At 65.0% G+C, this 16,944-nt stretch carries 21 protein-coding genes and 1 pseudogene; 5 read left to right on the forward strand and 17 right to left on the reverse strand.

Annotation, left to right across the window (positions count from 1 at the left end):
- Positions 1-347 precede the first annotated feature (347 nt).
- Positions 348-686 (forward strand): hypothetical protein, encoded by a 339-nt coding sequence (locus ACSIH6_RS35590; RefSeq protein ID WP_435112719.1) that lies wholly within the window; start codon positions 348-350, stop codon positions 684-686.
- Here the strand turns inward: ACSIH6_RS35590 and ACSIH6_RS35595 are convergent.
- Genes ACSIH6_RS35595 through ACSIH6_RS35605 form a run of 3 tightly spaced genes read right to left on the reverse strand, consistent with a single transcriptional unit; the run spans position 637 to position 1,347 of the window.
- Positions 637-885: a hypothetical protein gene (locus tag ACSIH6_RS35595; protein WP_435112720.1), complete on the reverse strand. Its 249-nt coding sequence runs from the start codon at positions 883-885 to the stop codon at positions 637-639. The genes ACSIH6_RS35590 and ACSIH6_RS35595 overlap by 50 nt on opposite strands.
- 30 nt (positions 886-915) lie before the next feature.
- Positions 916-1,191, reverse strand: coding sequence for a hypothetical protein (locus ACSIH6_RS35600; RefSeq protein WP_435112721.1), 276 nt, complete (start codon positions 1,189-1,191; stop codon positions 916-918).
- 33 nt (positions 1,192-1,224) lie between these two features.
- On the reverse strand, positions 1,225-1,347 hold the full coding sequence (locus tag ACSIH6_RS35605) for a hypothetical protein (protein WP_435112722.1): 123 nt from the start codon (positions 1,345-1,347) through the stop codon (positions 1,225-1,227).
- Positions 1,348-1,861: 514 nt separating this feature from the next.
- Here ACSIH6_RS35605 and ACSIH6_RS35610 point away from each other — a divergent pair.
- Together ACSIH6_RS35610 and ACSIH6_RS35615 are read left to right on the forward strand one after the other, a co-directional pair.
- Entirely contained in the window at positions 1,862-2,104 is a 243-nt protein-coding gene (locus ACSIH6_RS35610; protein ID WP_435112723.1) for a hypothetical protein, read from the forward strand.
- Positions 2,105-5,231: 3,127 nt separating this feature from the next.
- Positions 5,232-5,558: a hypothetical protein gene (locus tag ACSIH6_RS35615; protein WP_435112724.1), complete on the forward strand. Its 327-nt coding sequence runs from the start codon at positions 5,232-5,234 to the stop codon at positions 5,556-5,558.
- A 67-nt stretch (positions 5,559-5,625) separates the two neighbouring features.
- Here ACSIH6_RS35615 and ACSIH6_RS35620 read toward each other — a convergent pair whose 3' ends face one another.
- From ACSIH6_RS35620 to ACSIH6_RS35635, 4 genes are all read right to left on the reverse strand, one after another.
- On the reverse strand, positions 5,626-6,186 hold the full coding sequence (locus ACSIH6_RS35620) for a hypothetical protein (RefSeq protein ID WP_435112725.1): 561 nt from the start codon (positions 6,184-6,186) through the stop codon (positions 5,626-5,628).
- 25 nt (positions 6,187-6,211) lie between these two features.
- Positions 6,212-6,559 (reverse strand): hypothetical protein, encoded by a 348-nt coding sequence (locus tag ACSIH6_RS35625; RefSeq protein ID WP_435112726.1) that lies wholly within the window; start codon positions 6,557-6,559, stop codon positions 6,212-6,214.
- A 351-nt stretch (positions 6,560-6,910) separates the two neighbouring features.
- Positions 6,911-7,447, reverse strand: coding sequence for a hypothetical protein (locus ACSIH6_RS35630; RefSeq protein WP_435112727.1), 537 nt, complete (start codon positions 7,445-7,447; stop codon positions 6,911-6,913).
- A gap of 361 nt (positions 7,448-7,808) precedes the next feature.
- The gene (locus ACSIH6_RS35635; protein ID WP_435112728.1) at positions 7,809-8,384 is read right to left on the reverse strand and encodes a hypothetical protein; all 576 of its coding nucleotides are present in this window, start codon (positions 8,382-8,384) and stop codon (positions 7,809-7,811) included.
- A gap of 464 nt (positions 8,385-8,848) precedes the next feature.
- Here ACSIH6_RS35635 and ACSIH6_RS35640 point away from each other — a divergent pair, with 464 nt between their 5' ends.
- Positions 8,849-9,175 carry a hypothetical protein gene (locus ACSIH6_RS35640; RefSeq protein WP_435112729.1) on the forward strand — a complete coding sequence of 109 codons (327 nt, stop codon included), beginning with the start codon at positions 8,849-8,851 and terminating at the stop codon, positions 9,173-9,175.
- Between the two features lie 134 nt (positions 9,176-9,309).
- Here ACSIH6_RS35640 and ACSIH6_RS35645 read toward each other — a convergent pair whose 3' ends face one another.
- The 9 genes and pseudogenes from ACSIH6_RS35645 to ACSIH6_RS35685 form a co-directional block, all read right to left on the reverse strand.
- The gene (locus ACSIH6_RS35645; RefSeq protein WP_435112730.1) at positions 9,310-9,690 is read right to left on the reverse strand and encodes a hypothetical protein; all 381 of its coding nucleotides are present in this window, start codon (positions 9,688-9,690) and stop codon (positions 9,310-9,312) included.
- A gap of 69 nt (positions 9,691-9,759) precedes the next feature.
- Positions 9,760-9,927: a hypothetical protein gene (locus ACSIH6_RS35650; protein WP_435112731.1), complete on the reverse strand. Its 168-nt coding sequence runs from the start codon at positions 9,925-9,927 to the stop codon at positions 9,760-9,762.
- A gap of 21 nt (positions 9,928-9,948) precedes the next feature.
- Positions 9,949-10,104 (reverse strand): hypothetical protein, encoded by a 156-nt coding sequence (locus tag ACSIH6_RS35655; RefSeq protein ID WP_435112732.1) that lies wholly within the window; start codon positions 10,102-10,104, stop codon positions 9,949-9,951.
- Between the two features lie 232 nt (positions 10,105-10,336).
- Positions 10,337-11,125: a hypothetical protein gene (locus ACSIH6_RS35660; protein WP_435112733.1), complete on the reverse strand. Its 789-nt coding sequence runs from the start codon at positions 11,123-11,125 to the stop codon at positions 10,337-10,339.
- Positions 11,126-11,172: 47 nt separating this feature from the next.
- Positions 11,173-11,823 (reverse strand): hypothetical protein, encoded by a 651-nt coding sequence (locus ACSIH6_RS35665; protein WP_435112734.1) that lies wholly within the window; start codon positions 11,821-11,823, stop codon positions 11,173-11,175.
- Positions 11,824-11,972: 149 nt separating this feature from the next.
- The gene (locus ACSIH6_RS35670) at positions 11,973-12,191 is read right to left on the reverse strand and encodes a hypothetical protein (protein WP_435112735.1); all 219 of its coding nucleotides are present in this window, start codon (positions 12,189-12,191) and stop codon (positions 11,973-11,975) included.
- Between the two features lie 1,318 nt (positions 12,192-13,509).
- Positions 13,510-13,980: a single-stranded DNA-binding protein gene (locus tag ACSIH6_RS35675; RefSeq protein ID WP_435112736.1), complete on the reverse strand. Its 471-nt coding sequence runs from the start codon at positions 13,978-13,980 to the stop codon at positions 13,510-13,512.
- 194 nt (positions 13,981-14,174) lie between these two features.
- A pseudogene (locus ACSIH6_RS35680) lies at positions 14,175-14,957 on the reverse strand (IS5 family transposase).
- A gap of 147 nt (positions 14,958-15,104) precedes the next feature.
- Positions 15,105-15,422: a hypothetical protein gene (locus ACSIH6_RS35685; RefSeq protein WP_435112737.1), complete on the reverse strand. Its 318-nt coding sequence runs from the start codon at positions 15,420-15,422 to the stop codon at positions 15,105-15,107.
- Between the two features lie 152 nt (positions 15,423-15,574).
- Here ACSIH6_RS35685 and ACSIH6_RS35690 point away from each other — a divergent pair, with 152 nt between their 5' ends.
- Entirely contained in the window at positions 15,575-15,751 is a 177-nt protein-coding gene (locus tag ACSIH6_RS35690) for a hypothetical protein (protein ID WP_435112738.1), read from the forward strand.
- A 167-nt stretch (positions 15,752-15,918) separates the two neighbouring features.
- Here ACSIH6_RS35690 and ACSIH6_RS35695 read toward each other — a convergent pair whose 3' ends face one another.
- Positions 15,919-16,425: a hypothetical protein gene (locus ACSIH6_RS35695; protein WP_435112739.1), complete on the reverse strand. Its 507-nt coding sequence runs from the start codon at positions 16,423-16,425 to the stop codon at positions 15,919-15,921.
- Between the last annotated feature and the right edge of the window lie 519 nt (positions 16,426-16,944).

Below are 16,944 nucleotides of genomic sequence, written 5' to 3' on the forward strand. Positions count from 1 at the left end.
GGGATACCACACGCCCATGACGGGCGGGCGCCTCAGCCATCCGCCCACGGTTACGTGGAGCACTCACCCGCCATGGACTGACCACCCTAAACGCCGCTCGAAAGGTGGCGGGCCGACACGCCCAACGGCGTACCGCTCCGTTCGCGCATACACGGGGGATGCTGGCACCTATGGCGATCCACAACCCCCACCCGCTCACCCCCGACTAGCTCCTGAGCGCACTGGCCGCCCTGGGCGCTCCCGTACTGGCCAACCCGCAGTTGCGCCCGGCCGGGCTCACCGAGACCGACGTGCCTGACCTGCTCGGCCACCTGCTGGCCGTGCTCGAGTTGGAGACCGCCGCGTAGGTGCGCCCCCACGCCGACCCGCCACGCGACCTGGCGCTGTTGGTGCGCGGCTGGCGCGAGGGCATCGACGACGAACCCTTGGTGGCCAGTGTGCTGGCCCACCGCGCCCAGCGCACCCTCTTCGACTGGATCCTGATGGCCGACATCGACACCGATGCAAAAACCGATCCTGTGGTGCGGGCGACCGGTCGGGTCCTCAGCCCCGTCCAGGCCCTGATCGGCGCGCACCTGCACCGCGATGATGCCTCGCCGCGGTATCAGGTCCTGCTGAACCGAGCCGAACAGGAGCTCACCCAGGCGTTGGCCGACCTGCGCTGCGGGCGTGCGCAACAAGGCTGAGCAAGCATCTTCGGGGCCGGTGACCGGTCACGGACGCCTGTCCGCCGTCGGCCTGGCGTTCATCCTGGATCAGGTGGTAGCGCATGAAGTCGGTGGGTTCCATGTCCAGTACGGCGCGCATCTCCTCCTTGGTCAGGGGGCGGCCGTCGATGCGCCACCGATCCGGCGAGGTCGCCTCGAAGTCCTCGATCGAGCTCATCCCCTCGCCGCAACAACACCTCGACAGGGTCTACGCGCCCGGTGGGCACGGTGTGGGCCAGGCGCTCGACCAGTTCGGGCGCACCTCCTGGCGCGGCCGCGGTGGTGTCTGCCCGGCCTCGGTGTCGCGGTGATCGCATCCGCAGGTGGCGAAGGCGTCGGGGAAGGCGGCTCGGGTTTGGGCCCGGGTGTCTTCGGTGGTGTGGAGCAGGTCCTGGTCGGTGAGCCAGGGCCGGTTATTGTCCAACACCATGCGCTCCCACTCGGCGTCGAGCTGGTGGGCGTGCTCGGGGGCCTTCTCGCGCATCTGGGCGATGATGGCGGGGGTGATGACGCTGCCCTAGTAGGTCGTCGGGATCAGTGCGTCGACGTCGTCGAAGACGAATCCGGACGCCGCCTCGCAGGCGGCCGGGTTCTGTGCTCCCAGCCGTTTGTTGCGCGGCTTCTTGTTGCGTTCTCCCATGTCGGCTCCGTGGTCTGTCCGCTCCCGAGGCCGTGGTGCTGCGGAGGGGCAGCGTAGGACACCTTTCCCCGAGCGGGCGGGCGTTGGGGGACTCGTTGGGCGTGTTTGGACACCATTTGGTGGCCAGGTCCAGGTGGAACCGTGTCCGACATGCAGGGCCAGCCAGATCCTTGCCGTTGGCAAGTCGGATTCTGGTGCGGTGCCCGCAACGGCCGATACCGAGAGCCGGGAGCACTTCGACGGTTCGGTCCTGCGGGAGGCTGCCTCGCTGCCACACTGGGACCCGTGCCCGGTGCCGCGCCCAATCGAGGACCTCGGGACCGGGTCCACAAGTGAGGGAGATGAGATGTCCGAGGCACGCGACGCGAAGTGCTTCGCCGACGGCGCGTAGACCACGGTCCCCGACGAGTTTTGGGCAGCCTGGCCCGAAGGCGGCTTCAGCGACGAGGCGTTCAAGGAGACCGGCTACGAGAAATGGGTACATGTCGGCGACCCCGACGCCCTCGCCCTGCCGATGACGCTGACCGTGCACTCCCGCAACGCCGAGCCCCGCTACCTGGTGTGTGTTGAGGGCGCCTCGACCAGCATGGAACGGGTCTACGCCAAGGACCTGGCCGACGTGATGCAGGTGCTGTCCGCCTGGATCCCCACGGTCCACTCTGCGGCCGTCGCTGAGGTCGTGCGTCAGTTCAACAATCCCGGTGGTGAGAACCTGGACACGATCAATCTCCTCAGGAAGCTGCTGGGCCGCGGCTGACCCCAGCGTGGCCACGCGCCGTGACCGTGCGGCCGGTCGGGTCCTACGTCGGCCTTCCCCATCCCGACCGGCCTCCAGTGCGACGTTCACGCAGGTCAGAAGGCAAACCAATCCGGGCGTGCACAGTGGTCTACGCGACTTGCGTGGTTCGTGCCTGTCCATCCTGGTTCTGGCCTCCGATAATCCCGGTTAGCACCGGCCAGGGTCAGTGAGTGCGCACACCCGCACTCGCGCGCATGGGTGACTCTTGGTCACCGGCAGGGTGGGGTCGGGCATTCTCCGGACACAATCGCGGTACCGGACGCATACTCGATCCCAAGGGCCGCGTGGGGGAGGGGTGGCTGTGGGGCAGGTCGAACCGGAGAAACGGCGGGCGACGACCGCCTGGCACGTGCGCTGACCGCCAAGGGTTGCGGGGTCGGCGAGCGGACCATGTGGCGGTGGATCGACCCCCAACGTCCCGGCGAACGACGGCCGGGCCCGCACCGGGTACCGGCTCATCGAGACTGACCATGCTGCCTACGCCTTCTGCCGCAGTAACGTCGCCGCCGTGCAACTCGGTCACCAGCGGTGCGACCCCACCCAGCGGCACACCAGTCCCGGCGGACCTGGCCGCGGGGTGGGCGGGGCCGCTGCAGTATGGCTGCGCCCCCTCCGGGTTGCGTTCGCCTCCCAGCTCGCCACCGCTGAGCGGGCCCTGTGGCAAGACCGGGAGAATCCCCGCCGTAACGACCAGGTCTAGCTGTCCCGCCCACCGTCGGTGCGCAACCAGGTGTGGGATCCGACCATAAGCAGTTCCCCGTCCTCGCGTTGCCCCCGCGCGGGGACTCGGTGCGCCCCTGAATGACCATGATCGTCGACGACGCTACCCATGCCCCGGGGGGGGATGGTCGATCGCGCTCATCCCCCCGGAACCATGCGAGCCACCATCCGGGCCAGGCTGATCGAAGACACCGTCCAGGCCGCTCTCCTGCCCGCCAGCGCGTTGCTGTCCGTCACCCGACCGGCGCCGCATCCCAGCGGTATGCACTCCGCCATGGGCTACTCATCCACACCGCGTCGCCCGCCCACTGACCTTGGCACTACACCTGGACCAGGACACCGGCCACCTCGGCCCCCGGCGAGCCCGCAACCTGACCGCAGACGGCTCCATCCTGCCCCTGCCCCTGGTGACTGGTCCAAGCGCGCCAGCGCTAAACCGTGGTTGTGCACGCCCACGACGACAACCTCGCCGAGATCGCCTGCGCCCCGGTGCGCTTCCCGTCCCCGGGGTGTCCCCTGCTGACCGAGCACAGCGCCTACCGCGTCGCCTTGGCTGGGCGCCCCGCGACCCTGCTGTCCCCCAGCGGCGAAGACCCCAAGAGGCCCTCCTCCCCAGCGGGCCTGCGTAATACCGCCCGGAAGTTGGTCCACGGCATCGCCCTGCACGCTCTCTGGATCAAACCCCATAGCTCGCCGCCTGGCCCGCGCGTGACTTGGTCTGGCAGGGCGGGGCCTGGCCGTCCACCTGCAAAAAACAGTGCCTAGCGGTGTGATCAAGGTGTTCGCCAGGTCTATACCAAATCCGGTCTTCGTGCTACAGCAAGCCAAAATAGCCTCCTTCGCAACGAAGGCGTTCAAGATCACAAAAAGCCGAGCGCACCCAGAGCGCACTCACAGCACCGGCAAAGGACCTCGTCCAAGCTTCTCAGCGATGGGCTTCTAGGTTCTCGAACCCACAGGGAAATCAAGACAGTAGCCCACCGACTAAACATGGAGAGAATTGAAGGCAATTCAGTTTCTGCACTAGCACAGACGCAAATCCGCATCCACCCACCCACCGAGCAGGCGCATACCCCTTCCTAACGCCGGATACATGATGGCTCACTGACCCAATTTCCAAGCGCATGTGCAGGTGAGACTTTGCGCCGCCCCGGCCGTTAGATCGTCAGGTTTTACAGCAGATGCAGAAAACTACCAACCGGTAACGAGCGCCAGTGATCAAGAAAAACATAAAAGCGACCACTGCAGGTCCCGCCAACGCCCGAACCTGAGTCCTTGGGGGCAAGAGCGACTGCAGCGAGGGGAGGTCAGCCCTCAACGGCCTGCGCCAGCGAACGGGCCTGAGCTTGCCGAGGCGCACTGATTATGCCCACCACCCTAGAGCCGGTTTCAGGCTCCATGCTCCCGTTCACAGGACCAGGGTGCCACGCTCTCTTATGCCCTTGCTTCGTCTTCACTCACAGGGCACAGGTGAGGTTGCGAGTGAAGAGAAGTTGCGTAGTTTTGGCTCGTGGACCGGCCAATTCGATGGATCCACACCCCTTGGGCCCAGCCCACCGCACCCTGTCCCCACCGACATGGGTTAGGCCCAAGGTCCGCATCTTGCCTGATGCGAGGACTGCACCTGGTCCCAGGACTCCGAAGAGCGTGCCACCCTGGGACCAGCTTTGAGGCGGAGCCTCTGTGACGGCTGGCCCCCTTGAGCCCAGTGGATGTCAGCGTGCCCACCAGACGCCAGTAAGGGCTGCTTGGACCGTCCTGCGAGCGTCGAACCCTGGCATAAGGAGATATTGGTCCAGTACCAACTTGCACCTGCATTACCCGAGGATCCGCCTGCTTCGCCACGCATCTTCCAACCATTCGCCCAAATCGAGAGATTCATTAACACTCTCGGTGATACGCGCCAACGTCCACCCAGAGCTTCATCAAAAACGTAAGTTCACGGCTGTTTTCCAGCGGATGCTTGCCCAGGCGCGATGACTGGCCAAGCATCGGTCAGATATTGACCACACATGGCTCATGCTTGGGCTCGTTACTCTTAGATGACATCCGGGTCGGCCCCCGGCTCGGATCCCGGCCAACTTCCGCCCACTTTGGGTCCAGATTCGGACCCAACCTGGAGGACGGTGGTTTCATGACCAGGATTGGCCCAATAATCGGGCTTACCTGGACCAGGAACGACTGACTTCTACCGGAACTCAGGCTGCGTCCAAGCCGGTCCTGTCCGGGCTGGAAACCTTCCAGCAAGGAAGCATTGCCTGCTATGTGGACATCCATCGGCCTGGCGGGAGTAGGCCTTGTTACCCGGGTCCGATCCGGTCGAGTCCGCGGCCTTCCCATACTCGGGGCCCGCCCGGACCGACTGTTGGGAGACGAGGCCTGCTCCAGCCGGGACCGTCTCAGGCGCCGCGAGATCAAAGCGACGCTCGCCCAGCCCAAGGACCAGCGTGAGCACTGCCGCCGCACGGGATCGGCGGACGGTAGGCCGCCGGTCTTCGACCGGACGGCCTACCGGGGCTGCAACACCGTGGAGCGGTCCATCAACCTGTTCCAGCAGAACCGGGCGTTCGCGACACGCTACGACAAGCGGGCCGCGACCTTCGACAGCGCTGTGTTGGTGGCCTCGGTCCGAAACTGGCTCCGCGACCTCGCCGACTCAAGACCACTGCCTAGTCGGGACCGGCGCCGGTAACCGATATGTGTGCGAAGTACACCTCACCTACATAGCGGTGCCCTGCATGCTCGTGCTTCCGGTGGTCTCACCAGGGGTTCTGGGTCTGGCCGGCCAACCAGACGGCCGCTGGGGTGAACAGGGGGTCGACAGGGGTCAAGGCGTAGAGCTCGGTCACGCCCGGGGATGAGTCACCGAACGGGACCAGCTCGAAAATGGGCCCTTCAGGGCTGGTGCCGACGGCTCGGCGTTCGAAGACGGTGTAGTCGAAGGCCTGAGCCACGTGTGTGCGGTGGGCGATTGAGGCCAACTTCGGGCAGACCCGCAACGCGAAGAGCAGACAGTGCAGATGGGCGGGGGGCTCGACGTAGTAGCGGGTGGCGGTGTCGGCCACCGGCCAAGCACATGCCTGCTCCGCGCCGATGGTGGTGCCGCAGACGCTACAGCGCCGCTCGGCTACGGCCTGGCGCTGGCGGTTGACGCACGGGTCGCCGAAACGAGGACGGCCCTTGCCTACCCGGCAAGTGCACACCAGCACCGGTCCGCTTTCGCGCTCCACGATGTGCTCGGTACCTTTGCTCCACTGCGCGGTCCACGGCACCGGAGTGGCCGCGTTGACGCGGGGTAGGTGGGCCATCTGTTCAGGCATGGGGTGGTTGGTCATGGGGAACCTCCTAGACGGGGTAGGGGGTGCAGCTCAGGTCCAGGCACCGGTTCGCCGCGGCCCGGAGCTCCGTTTCCGCGGTGGGCACCCAGGTGGCCTCATCGGTTCTGGTGCCGATCACCACGGCCTCGCCCAGCCCCTGCAGGGCGCATGAGGTGGTCAGGATGGCCGCCGCCACGGTGTTGGTGGCGCGCAGCTGCCAGGTGAGGGTGCGTAGATCGATGCCGGGCTGGTGCAGATTGGGCACCAGGTGCATGATGCGGGTTCCGGTCCAGGCCGCGGGGGAGTCGTCACTGGACGCAACGGGCTGCTCTGTCTGCTCTCTCAGGTCTACGCCCGGAGCAGCTCCGCTGCTCATGGCAAACAGTTTGATGTGGTGCCACGTGGCGGCCGATCTAGTCCTGTTCTCGGCGTCCTGTCCTGCTAGCGAGCGCGAAATATCGGTGCTTAGGGCCGCTACATCCAGTGATCAGCACTGCGTATAGTGTTCGCCCAAGACTTGGCCCATGACCGAGATCGCGTCCAAGACCACGGGAGTGCGCAGGAATGCTCTGGTATCGCGGTGGGCTTGGCCAACAGCAGCAGTGACCGCGGGGACCTTCGAACGCGTCATCATGGACGTGACCCCTCTTGTTCCTCGCCAGGACTAGGGAGTGGCAGGGCCGCCTGACCCTTGCCGACAGGGCGGCCCTCGGTCATGCCTGCGGACTCAGCCGCCGTCGGTGCTGCGGTACAGGGTGTGCCCGCGCGGGCACACCAGGAGCGTGACGTGCAACTCCTGGTGCGGGCCGCGATCCTCCAGGTGGGTAGTGCCAGCGGTGAACCGCTCCCCGCACTCGTCGCTGTCTGGTATAAGGCGCTGGCAGACCGTCCCATCTTCAGCGTGTCCGGCCAGCCGGGCGGACGACAACTCGCGGAAGTGGTGGCTGTACGGGCGACGGATACCGACTGCGGGGGTGATCCGGGACAGGGCAGGCACCGCCGTGCCGTACATCTGCTGGACGGCGCCGGGGCGGTAGCGGGCAGCGCGGGCGGCCTCGTCGTCAGCGTCCTGGACTGCGCAACTGGCTTCGCGCACCTCTGGGGTGTTGCGGCTGAATGCTCCGGGGTGCGTGACGTCCGAGGCACGGATCTTGCCCATGTGTGTGCCGTGGCGCAGGGCCTCAGTGCGGGTGGAGCGCTTCTGCCTGCGTAGAACGAAGTTAATGATCCCGAGTCGGTCCAGCAGGGCCCTGATGTTGCTCATGCGGCGTCTCCGTTCGTGTTCGTGGCGGTTGTGGGTTCGGCGGCGGTGAGGTCCTGTTTCCCCAGGGGGTGATACGGTCCCGGCCAGGGCGCGCGTGGCTGTGCGCGTTCGGGGTGCTCTGGGCATCAAGCTGCTCCCGTGCGGGTTCGGGGTCGAGCAGCCCGGCGCGCACTTCCTGGGCAAGCACCGGCCCTTTCTATGTGCGGTCGGCGTCCAGGGCGTCGATCGCCCACGCGGCTCTCCGCCCATGTCGGGCAGCCTCTAAAACATGTGTGGGGTCGGCCGGGGTGCGGCCGGCGCCACCGCGCGGTCCCGGCCGCGGCCACAGCCAGCGGCGGGACGATGATCAGCAGCATCGTCGTCACCACGCGGCCGCCTCCTCCACCGGGGCGAACGCCTCGGTGTTGATGAGGCGGTGGTGGCGGGCGGACAGCGCCACCCGCTCCAGCCACACGTCATCGACGTAGCGAACGCGGACCTGCCCCCCGGGCAGGGCCTGGATGCGGTGGTACTCGTCCAACCGGGGCGCGAGTACGACCAGGGCGCGGGCGGCGCGCTCGGATGTGCACGTCAGGACGTGGGTACGCATCCCAGCCGCAGCCTCGGCCTCGCGGTCGATCAGGGTGACCGCCGCCGCGGGCCAGTTCGCGCGGGCGGCCTCCAGCGCCTCGGCCGGGGTCGCGGCCTTGACCGCGTCCTCGGCCACGTCCCCATCGGGCCAGACCAGCAGCACCGCGTGCTCTAGGCGCGGGTCGGCCGCGTAGTCGTAGGCGGTGCCGCAGGTGTCGCACACCGTCGTGGCGCGGAGAACGTAGGTGGCGCAACCGGTGCACCGCCAGGTGTCGGCGGTGGCCTGCTGCGGGGGCGTCCAGACGGTACGGACTTCACAGTCGAGGCGGGGCTCCGGCGTAGAGTCCGGGCTGGTCGGTTCCTGCATGGGGGGTTCCTCCTCGGTGGTCGGTCAACCGCCGTCGGTGGTGCGGTCGCTGACGTGGCCGGCCGCGCACTTGAGCTTGCGCACGTGCCGTTCCGGCGCGCCGGCCCCGGGTCGGGTGAGGTGGTCTAGTCCTCGCCGGTGGGTGCGGCCGGCGGGTCGTACACGTCCAGGGCGGCCAGGACCACGGCCGTGATGTCGGCGCGGGTGCCGACGGGCAGGGCGGTGGTGTCGGCCAGGAGCTGGTGAGCGTCCTCGACCTCGTCCCGGGGGGCGTAGGCGAGCCCGTCACCGGCTCCGGTGAAGGTGGGCCCCTCGGCCCACGTGCGCAGGTCGGCGCCGGTGGCCTAGTCGTAGCGGGCCGCCAGCAGCAGCGCGCCGAGCACGTCGGCCGCGGCGCGCGCCAGGAACGGCGAGATCGGTTAGCCGGTGGTCGCGGTCTCGATGTAGTGGGCGGCACGGGTGCTGTGCGTGGGAAGGGTGGGGCGGCGGGCAACGACTCCTCGACCACGCCATGCCGCTCCCTGGAGGGCGTAGCCGCGCAGGTCGGCGATCTCCTCTGCCAGGTGGCACCGGCCGCGCGCAGGTGGGCGGCCACCACCAGTTCGGCGTACTCGGCGCCGTCGACGGCGGTACCGGCCAGGGCCATCGCGGCGTCCAACTGCAACCGGGTGACCGGGCGCACCGGCCGGTTGCCGAGTTCGGCGGCGCGCAGGTCCGCGGCGAGGAGCACCAGGGCCGCTACGGCCAACATCGCAGGCGTCTTCCCGGCCCGGTCGCGCACGTCGGAGTAGCGCTCGATGAGGATGCTCTCGGCGTCGGCGGTGCTCAGGTGCGGTCTCATCGGTGGTCCTTGTCGTGGTCGGTGGGGTCCGGCGGGGCGCCGCACCCGGGGTTGCCACGCCACATGCCAGCGGGCCGGAGCCAGCTAGTCGAACATGCCCCGCTCTGCGGCGCTGGGCAGGAAGTCCGCCGGGGACTCCTCCGCGAACTCGTCCGTGGGGTCTTCGTCCTCGGGGCCCTTCTCGCAGTGGGCGCACACCCGGTGGTCGGGGTGGTCGTAGTGGGAGCGGTCGGCGTCCGCGTGGCCCTTGACGATCAGGTCGCCGAGCCATCCGAGCTGTTCGGGGTCGGCCTTGACCTCGTAGGTCTTGCCGTCGGGGCTGGTCAGGGCAAGGGTGGACTTGGGGCCCTCGTCCCTGGGGTACTCGGTGAACATGGCGGCCAACAGCTCGGCCACGTCCTTGGCGGTGGTGTACGGGGTGCCGCTGACGGTCTCCACAGTGTTCTCCTGGGGCATCTGGTCCACGGTGTGCTCCTGTTCGTATCGGGTGGTGGGGCCGCCGCGTGGCGGAACGGCGACGCCGGGGCAGGTGGTCTAGCGTTCCTCGGCGGTGACGGTGAGCAGTTCGCCGCCGACGGCGCGGATGGGCAGCTGCGCCCAGTGCGTGGGGGCGATGGCCGCCACGACGGTCTGGAACTCGATGGCGACCAGGGCACGCAGCATGTCCAGCAAGGCGGCGCAGTCGGTGTCTCGGTCGTCCATGGCTTCGACGACCTGGGCCAGCTATAGCGGCCGTTGGTGGTCCCCGGTGTCGTCGCACTGGCCGTAGCCGTCGCTGAGCTCGGCGATGCGGCTCCATGGCGCGTGGAGGCCGCGCTGGTGGGCTAAGACTTGTTGCCGGGCGTAGGTGGTGGAGTCGTCCAGATCCCGGCTCGGCATGGTGGACGCGTCTAGTTGCTAGTGGGTGCCCAGCTCCATGGCGCGCAGGAAGGGGGCGCTGCATGCCTGTTCAACTGGTCTGGGTAGCGCTCGGTGTCGGTGGTCTTCATCGGCGGGCGCCTCGTTCATGCTTGGTGGGCGAGGCGATTAGTAGCTGAGCCAGTCTCTTGCGGCCCTTCCGTCTCCCGCGTCACGAACCTCTCAGGTCAGTACAGCTAGGCCTTTCAAGCTCTCAGGGAATCCAGACGCGGTGTCCGGTTAGCTGGGCAGGATCCCCGACTAGGGATTCCAGCTGTTCCTTGGATAGCGAGCGATGCTTCCTCAATTCTCGGGCGACCCGCTCGACGGACTCCCATATGGCAGAGGCAGCCAGGATTGCCTGCGCATCATGCCAGGCTCGCGGACGCCAGACTACAAAGCCGCCCCGATGCATGTCGTCCAGTTGCGCCATGTCGCCTTCCCCCACAGTCGCTTCCAAGGCGGCGCCGACGGCAGGGTCGTCGTATCCGGCGGCGCCCAGACAGCGGGCTTGGGCCAGGCACCCAGCCTCGAACATCACCGCTAGGGCCTGGGAATTCACATCATCGGCCTCCACATGCGTGTGGCCCCCATGCTCGTCTTCGCCAGGGGCGTATGTCCACTCGACCTGCTTGACCGGCACGCCTGCGGTAAGGCCGACTACACCATGAGCCGCTTCGTGCACAGCCAAGGACCATGCCCACAGCTCCGGGTCCTGGTCGACGATTCGGTCGAGCACCGGTACGAGGAGTTTGCGCCACGGCGTCGTCTCCTTCTCAGCCGGTTCCTCCAGCAGCAGCTCGATATAGCGTGCCTGATTCAGTTCGGCTTGGATGTGGTCATCGTTGGTGAGCTTGACCCGGAGGTGGTCTTGGCCGCGGACGCGGTCCACGGCAACCAGATTTCCGGTGATGGTGGTGCTGCCCTTGAGCTGCATGCGTACGAATCGGCCGATCTCACCTTGGAGCTCGTCACGGTTGAAGGGGGGAAGCAAGGTACCCATGGTTCTTTCCTAAGGCACGTGAGTTGCGCATTGGTCAGCCTGGGGTGTCAGCAAGGCCAGGTCGGTGTCCAGATCCGGTAGGGCGTCAAACGAGTGACGTCGCCGATGATGGTCTCAATTTGCTCTCCGGTCAGGCCGACCGGGTTGGCCGTCTGCAGAGCACGTGCCAGTTTCTGCACGGCCTTCCACACTGCGGGCTCCTTCAAGAGCTCGGCGGCGTCGACCTGGGCTTGTCGTCGCCAGATGACCTGTCCTTGGGCCTGCAGTTCGGCCAGGTTCTGGTGCACTGATTGTGCACTGAGTTCCTCTAGAGCTGGTGTTGTCAGGGGGTGGAGGGCGGTGTCGGCCACCGAGCGCGCCCCGGCGAGAGGGCCCGCGCTGAGGTGGACTGCCCGGGCCTGGGGGGTGCCCCCACGGAAGGTCGTTTTCTCGCCTTGGTCGGTGTAGGGGTCGAAGAAGCCCCGGGCTTGGACCACGTGCACGCCCAAAACACGAGCGATCACGACTTGGCCTGCGGAGAAGTGGCTGTCAACCGTGTGTTTTTGATCGGGAGTCAAAGACCACAGGGCGAAGGCGAACGGGTGCGGGTCCTCTACGTCGGACATGAGGCTCCTTGACGGCTTAACCGGGAAAATACCTGCACGAGGAACTACAAGGTTGGCCTGCGCCACCAGGGCAGTGTCGATGCGGTAGGTCAACTGGCCTGCTCTAGGATAGCCGCCGCCCAAAACGGAGGGTCGTGTCCTGCAAAAGATGGTCGTCCGAGCAGCGGACAGGAAGCCCCCGCAAGGCATGGGCACGCACATCGCTCAGCCGGCCAAATTCGGATACTTTATTCTGTGTTGGACTACTCACTGAGGTCACGATTACGCAGCATCTCAAGGATGCGGATACGGTTGCCTATAGCCGAATCAAGCGAGCCAATCAAGCCCTCGACCCACTTGGCATCGCGCCCCTCCAGCCGACACCGGCGCAGATCTTGATGAAGGACCGAGCGCTCACGCATCAAAGCGATGACCTCAATGACCGTTTGGTATATGGCTTCGTTTCGCTCACTGTCTGGCATGATTTGCCTTTCACGGAAGGAATATATGCACAGCAATCTTCTCCATATGGTTATCCGAGACAGCTCTGCTGGCTGAGATGTAGATGTACTGGCCTGAGTTGCGTGCAACTTCAGGGGTGCACGAACCGGCGCACGTCATTACAGCAGGGCTGTCAAGGACCGTCCTGCTCCGCGATACCCAGCCCGCCCGGGATGCAGGCAGGGCACTTGCATCGGTAGAAGTTGTGCAGATCTCGCGGGCGCATCGACTGAATTCGCCTCCAAGGCCCCTCGGCCTCGTAGCGCACCAGCACCCTGGTTTCTCCTTCGGTTTCCTGAATCTCCTCAACGACTGCAGGACGCACCCACGGAGAACGCACTAACCTCATCGAGGAAACACTGGCGGGTTCAACGTAGTACGGCCGACCGCGAACATGCTTGCCAACCAGCGTGGTGACATCCGTATTGGCGTGTGTGACACACTGCGACACATCAAAGGATTTTGCAGACATTTGCTCCCCTTATCAATCTGAATAAAGGAAGGGATGCCCACGGAAAATGTGACTTCCACTGACAGTCCCATAGCTTGAATCGATAACTGTTGAACGGTTATGTGTTTCGTTGCTCGAACGAGGCCCAACAACCCTCGGCAGTCACAGTTACCGGTTCGTATCAGCAACGAAATAGAAGGCGGGCCTATCTGGCGCCGACATCGGCATACACGTTCAACTCAGATCCGATCGAACTAGTACCTAGGCATAGGTATTAGCCGGATTGAAGCGGACCATATTTGGAATGCGACTGAGGCAAAACGCTCACCTGGCAGCGACGTAGTCGGCGCCGTCGACTTAATCCGAAAACGGCTTATTGGCCAGCATGCTGGCGCCTGTGGATAGCCGCGCTCAACTGGGCAGTGCGTCAGGAGCAGCAGAACGAGGCTCGGCCGACGAGGAGTAGCCGGCCAGCTGACACAGCAAGGCTCGCACCTGAGCACGGTGTACGACCGAGGTAGATTGTGCACCTGGTCGGTAGCTAGCGCAGCGGACTCCTCCATCGGCGGAGCCTCCAGAAGCGCGGTGTCGACCGAAAGCAGGCATAGACCCAGGGAACCGGTTAGCGGTGTGCTGTCCGACCGATAGCGCCACCGCGACCGTCTGCGTGGTGCGTTCAGCTCAACTCGGCTGACCTGCGGAACATCCTGGAACCCCGCAGGTGTCCGTCTGCGGGGTTCCTTGGTGTCCGAGCGAGTGTTGGACGCTAGCTGGTGTGGACCTTTGCAGGTAGGTAAATCACGCCCCGCTGAGAGCAGCGCCTTTCTCAACGAGGTGCGCGCGTCCTGTTAGGCGAAGGTGTTGGTGAACGTGTGCTGCTTCTCGTTCCCCTTCGGGGGCGAAAAGAAATCACCCGCCCCTCGGAAGTCCTCCTCCTGGTACTGCTGCGCGTGGCGCTGAGCGCGGCGCTGTGCGGTGCTGGCACTCTCCAGGAACTGCGGGTACCCCTGGACCTCCAGGTGCATGGGGTACTGCTTGGTGCCCTGGCGGTCCGTGTAGCTCTTAGCGTTCACTCGGTAGCTGACGGCGATCAGCGAGCCCACCGACAGCGAACTCCAGGGGTTGTTCTGCACGCGGTTCGAGACGAACGCGCGCAGCGGAATGAAGTTGGTGCCGATCTTCTTGTCGGTACCGCTGGTGAAGTTGTCATCGACGGCTAGGGTGAGCAGAATTGACTTGCTGCCGTCAGAGTTCGTAAGCTCCTTTACTTCCTGCGCGACGCGTCCGATCAGGTGTCCGTTATTGCGCGGGTTAACCATAGAATTCCCTTGGTGTTTTGTTGTTCGTGTTTAGTAAGCATTTCGTGTGCGACTTGCTTGCTATCGCGGCCCCCGCGGCGGGTGTGCCAGACGAGTTTTGTGCTTTACTGTGGCCAGCGAATGCTCCGCTGTTTTTGTCCCTGGGCTTTACTAGCCCTATGCCACCGAGTGGTCGAGCGCCTCTCGCAGGAGGCCTACGAAGGCTGACTGACTCGAATCACCTTCAAGGGCGCTTTCGCGCCTTGCATGGCCAGGAAGGTGGAGGTCTTGCGCTCCCAGCGCACGTTCAGCCTGCGGTAGGAGCCCAGCCAGGCGATGGAGCGCTCGACCTTGTACCGGTGGCGCCCCAGGCGTTGGGAGGACTCGATGCCAGAGCGTGCCAGGCGCACCCCGTTGCTACGTTCGCGCAGCCAGCGGCGCTGCTTTCGGGAGTAGTAGGTCTTATCGCAGTGGAGCTTAGCGGGACTCCGCCGCCGGGGACCTCGACGCGACCGCACCGCCTGGATGCCCTGGACCAGGGGTTGGAGTGCTTCGATGTCATTGACGTTGGCCGCGGAGATCGCACAGGTCAGCGGCAAGCCTTAGTTGTCGCACAGCAGGTGGGGCTTGGAGCCGGGCTTGCCTCTGTCGGTGGGGTTTGGCCCTGTGTTCTCCCCCTGGCTTGGCGCGGATCGACTGGGAGTCGACGGTGGTGCGGGACCAGTCCAGCAGGGCGCGTTTGCCCGGCTCGTCCAAGACGGTGTGGTGGATTGTGGGCCATAGGCCCGTCTCGGTTCAGGTCTGGAACCAGCGGTGGGAGGTGGCATGGGTGACGCCGAATAGGCCGTCGGCCTTCTCGCAGGAGCAGCCGGATGCCTGGACGAACAGCACCGTGGTCAACATGGCTCTTTGGTCGACTCGGGGCGGTCGGTCTTCGGGGTCGGTGGCAGCAGGGGCTGGACGATCTCCCAGAGCCCATCGGGCAGCACATCACTCACAGCACGTGATCATGCCAGGCACAGGACCACCTCGCAGGGCTTTTGAGACGAGCTCTTGCGCGGATATGGATTCGTAGGGGCAACGGATAGCAGGCCCCGCGCCATAGTGGCGCAGGACCTGCTTCGTAGTCAGCGTATGTCTCTCAGTTAGGCGCTGATGCGGGTCTCGTAGAAGCGTGCACCATGCGGTCCACGGGAGTAAACACGAACCGGTTGGGGTTCGATCACCCCGGCTTCGGCAAGGCTTGCGAAGAGGCCCTCGTGCTGAGAGTAATCCCGGAGGAACACGCAACCCTCTCCGGGACTCAGGTTGTACGCTTCGAGGTTGACCGTCAGCACCTCCTCAGGTTCTCCCACAGGGTGGAAGATGAGAGCATCCTTGCTGGCCAGATACTCGATGTCACCCGTCAGCTTGACTACTCCTCCCATAAAGGAAATAGTGACGCCCTCCTTGATGACACTCACAGATACACTCCTCTGCTTCTAGCCTTCGCGGTTATGCCTTGAGGGCACTCTCCTGTCACAGACATCCCCGAGGCGGCTTCGCCGCTCATTGCCTCGACAAGCTCGAGAAAACCAGGGCTGGGTTACGCATATACAAGGAACCAATATTTGGAGTGCGTGATGTCAAGGTCAGAGCCCCGCTCGAATTCCGTAATCGCAAACAACGCATCCAGCCTTGGGGCAACCAGTTCTATGGTGCCGTCTTTGCGGTTGCCAGCTTCTCTCCCGCGCTTGGATGGCGAATTTTTGACGGCAACTTCGATGAAGCCATCGACTCCAGAAAGACCTAAGTCCAACGCACCCATTCGTTTACGGTCGTACACGGATACTTGACGGAGTCGGTGTCGCTTTGCGCAGCTCAGGCGGAAGGTTTCGGTTGCGCTGGGCACGGGCTTGAATCTCGGTGCGCAGCCGGGGTCTCTACCAGAGAGGAAGGTGAAAAAAGCATTCTGCGCTCTTAGTCGTCACCCTCGTCGTCCCTGTCCAGGTTCTCGACCTCCAAGGTGGCCTGTGCTGCTGCGTCGTCAGGGCTGGTCGCCACTACCACTGGCGAGTGGGGCTGCCACGTTTTGTCACCCATTCCGTCGTCAGCAACTGCACCGGCAATGTCGAGCACGGCAGCGACCACAAACTCGTCAGAGTCCCGGTCGCGTACGCCGTGTACGGAATACTCGTTCCAGATTTGCCTGCGGCCAAGCAGCTGCGTTGCTGCCTCTAGGTTTTCGGTCCGGCGCAGGTCGTCCTGGTGATGCTCGTCAGCGAAGGCACGAGCGAGCTCGGCTCCGGCCTCAGCGAAACGACGCCGGGCCTGGGCAGTGCGCCGAACAGCCTTGGTGGCAAGCCTGGGAGCCTGAGCACGCGCGTAACAAGCTTTGAGCTGCTGTAAGTCCGGGCGGGCACCCCAGTGGGTAGCCAGGGCGGTGACAATGTCGCGTGCTTGACTTGGCGCGTTGGCCCAGTGCACGTATGTACTACCAGTACCCGCTAGGCAGGGGCCGCCGTTACTGGAGGCCGTGATAGGGCCGGTCAGTGTGTGCCCCTGGACTCGGGGAAGGTGACGCCGGTGGTCTGCGCGAGTGTGGGGGCCACCGGTTCCCATATACACCTGTACGTGGTTGCAAGGCACGGTGCGTCCGTGTGGGTCACGCCACCCTTCGGGGCAGCTCAGGCTGGGAATCAGAACAAAGGCACCGACATCCTTTAGTTCGTAGCGGGTGTAACCCCGTTTCCAATCGGTGGACATTTGTGCACTCAAGCGTGCGATGGGCTCAGGCAATTCAATGCTTTGATGTTGAGTGAAGGACATAGCTCACTTCATGATGATGTCATGGTGGTGCGTTGCCTACGGAGAACACTAATATAATTCGAGGTGGGGAGGGCGATCGGCACCGCCCTTAGTCTCAGTGTTTTCCATGGTGCGTGGCACACCGATGTATCTACGCGGGCAGCGGGATGGGGACCGCACATGGTAGAGGATTACATC

This window comes from Nocardiopsis synnemataformans (assembly GCF_965343085.1).
Lineage (GTDB): Bacteria > Actinomycetota > Actinomycetes > Streptosporangiales > Streptosporangiaceae > Nocardiopsis > Nocardiopsis alborubida.

Bases quoted from the DNA above. Each gene is read 5' to 3' on its own strand.
- ACSIH6_RS35595 (WP_435112720.1), bottom strand. From the start codon at position 885: ATGAGCTCGATCGAGGACTTCGAGGCGACCTCGCCGGATCGGTGGCGC.
- ACSIH6_RS35600 (WP_435112721.1), bottom strand. From the start codon at position 1,191: ATGCGCGAGAAGGCCCCCGAGCACGCCCACCAGCTCGACGCCGAGTGG.
- ACSIH6_RS35605 (WP_435112722.1), bottom strand. From the start codon at position 1,347: ATGGGAGAACGCAACAAGAAGCCGCGCAACAAACGGCTGGGAGCACAG.
- ACSIH6_RS35610 (WP_435112723.1), top strand. From the start codon at position 1,862: ATGACGCTGACCGTGCACTCCCGCAACGCCGAGCCCCGCTACCTGGTG.
- ACSIH6_RS35620 (WP_435112725.1), bottom strand. From the start codon at position 6,186: ATGCCTGAACAGATGGCCCACCTACCCCGCGTCAACGCGGCCACTCCG.
- ACSIH6_RS35625 (WP_435112726.1), bottom strand. From the start codon at position 6,559: ATGAGCAGCGGAGCTGCTCCGGGCGTAGACCTGAGAGAGCAGACAGAG.
- ACSIH6_RS35630 (WP_435112727.1), bottom strand. From the start codon at position 7,447: ATGAGCAACATCAGGGCCCTGCTGGACCGACTCGGGATCATTAACTTC.
- ACSIH6_RS35635 (WP_435112728.1), bottom strand. From the start codon at position 8,384: ATGCAGGAACCGACCAGCCCGGACTCTACGCCGGAGCCCCGCCTCGAC.
- ACSIH6_RS35650 (WP_435112731.1), bottom strand. From the start codon at position 9,927: ATGGACGACCGAGACACCGACTGCGCCGCCTTGCTGGACATGCTGCGT.
- ACSIH6_RS35655 (WP_435112732.1), bottom strand. From the start codon at position 10,104: ATGCCGAGCCGGGATCTGGACGACTCCACCACCTACGCCCGGCAACAA.
- ACSIH6_RS35660 (WP_435112733.1), bottom strand. From the start codon at position 11,125: ATGGGTACCTTGCTTCCCCCCTTCAACCGTGACGAGCTCCAAGGTGAG.
- ACSIH6_RS35670 (WP_435112735.1), bottom strand. From the start codon at position 12,191: ATGCCAGACAGTGAGCGAAACGAAGCCATATACCAAACGGTCATTGAG.
- ACSIH6_RS35675 (WP_435112736.1), bottom strand. From the start codon at position 13,980: ATGGTTAACCCGCGCAATAACGGACACCTGATCGGACGCGTCGCGCAG.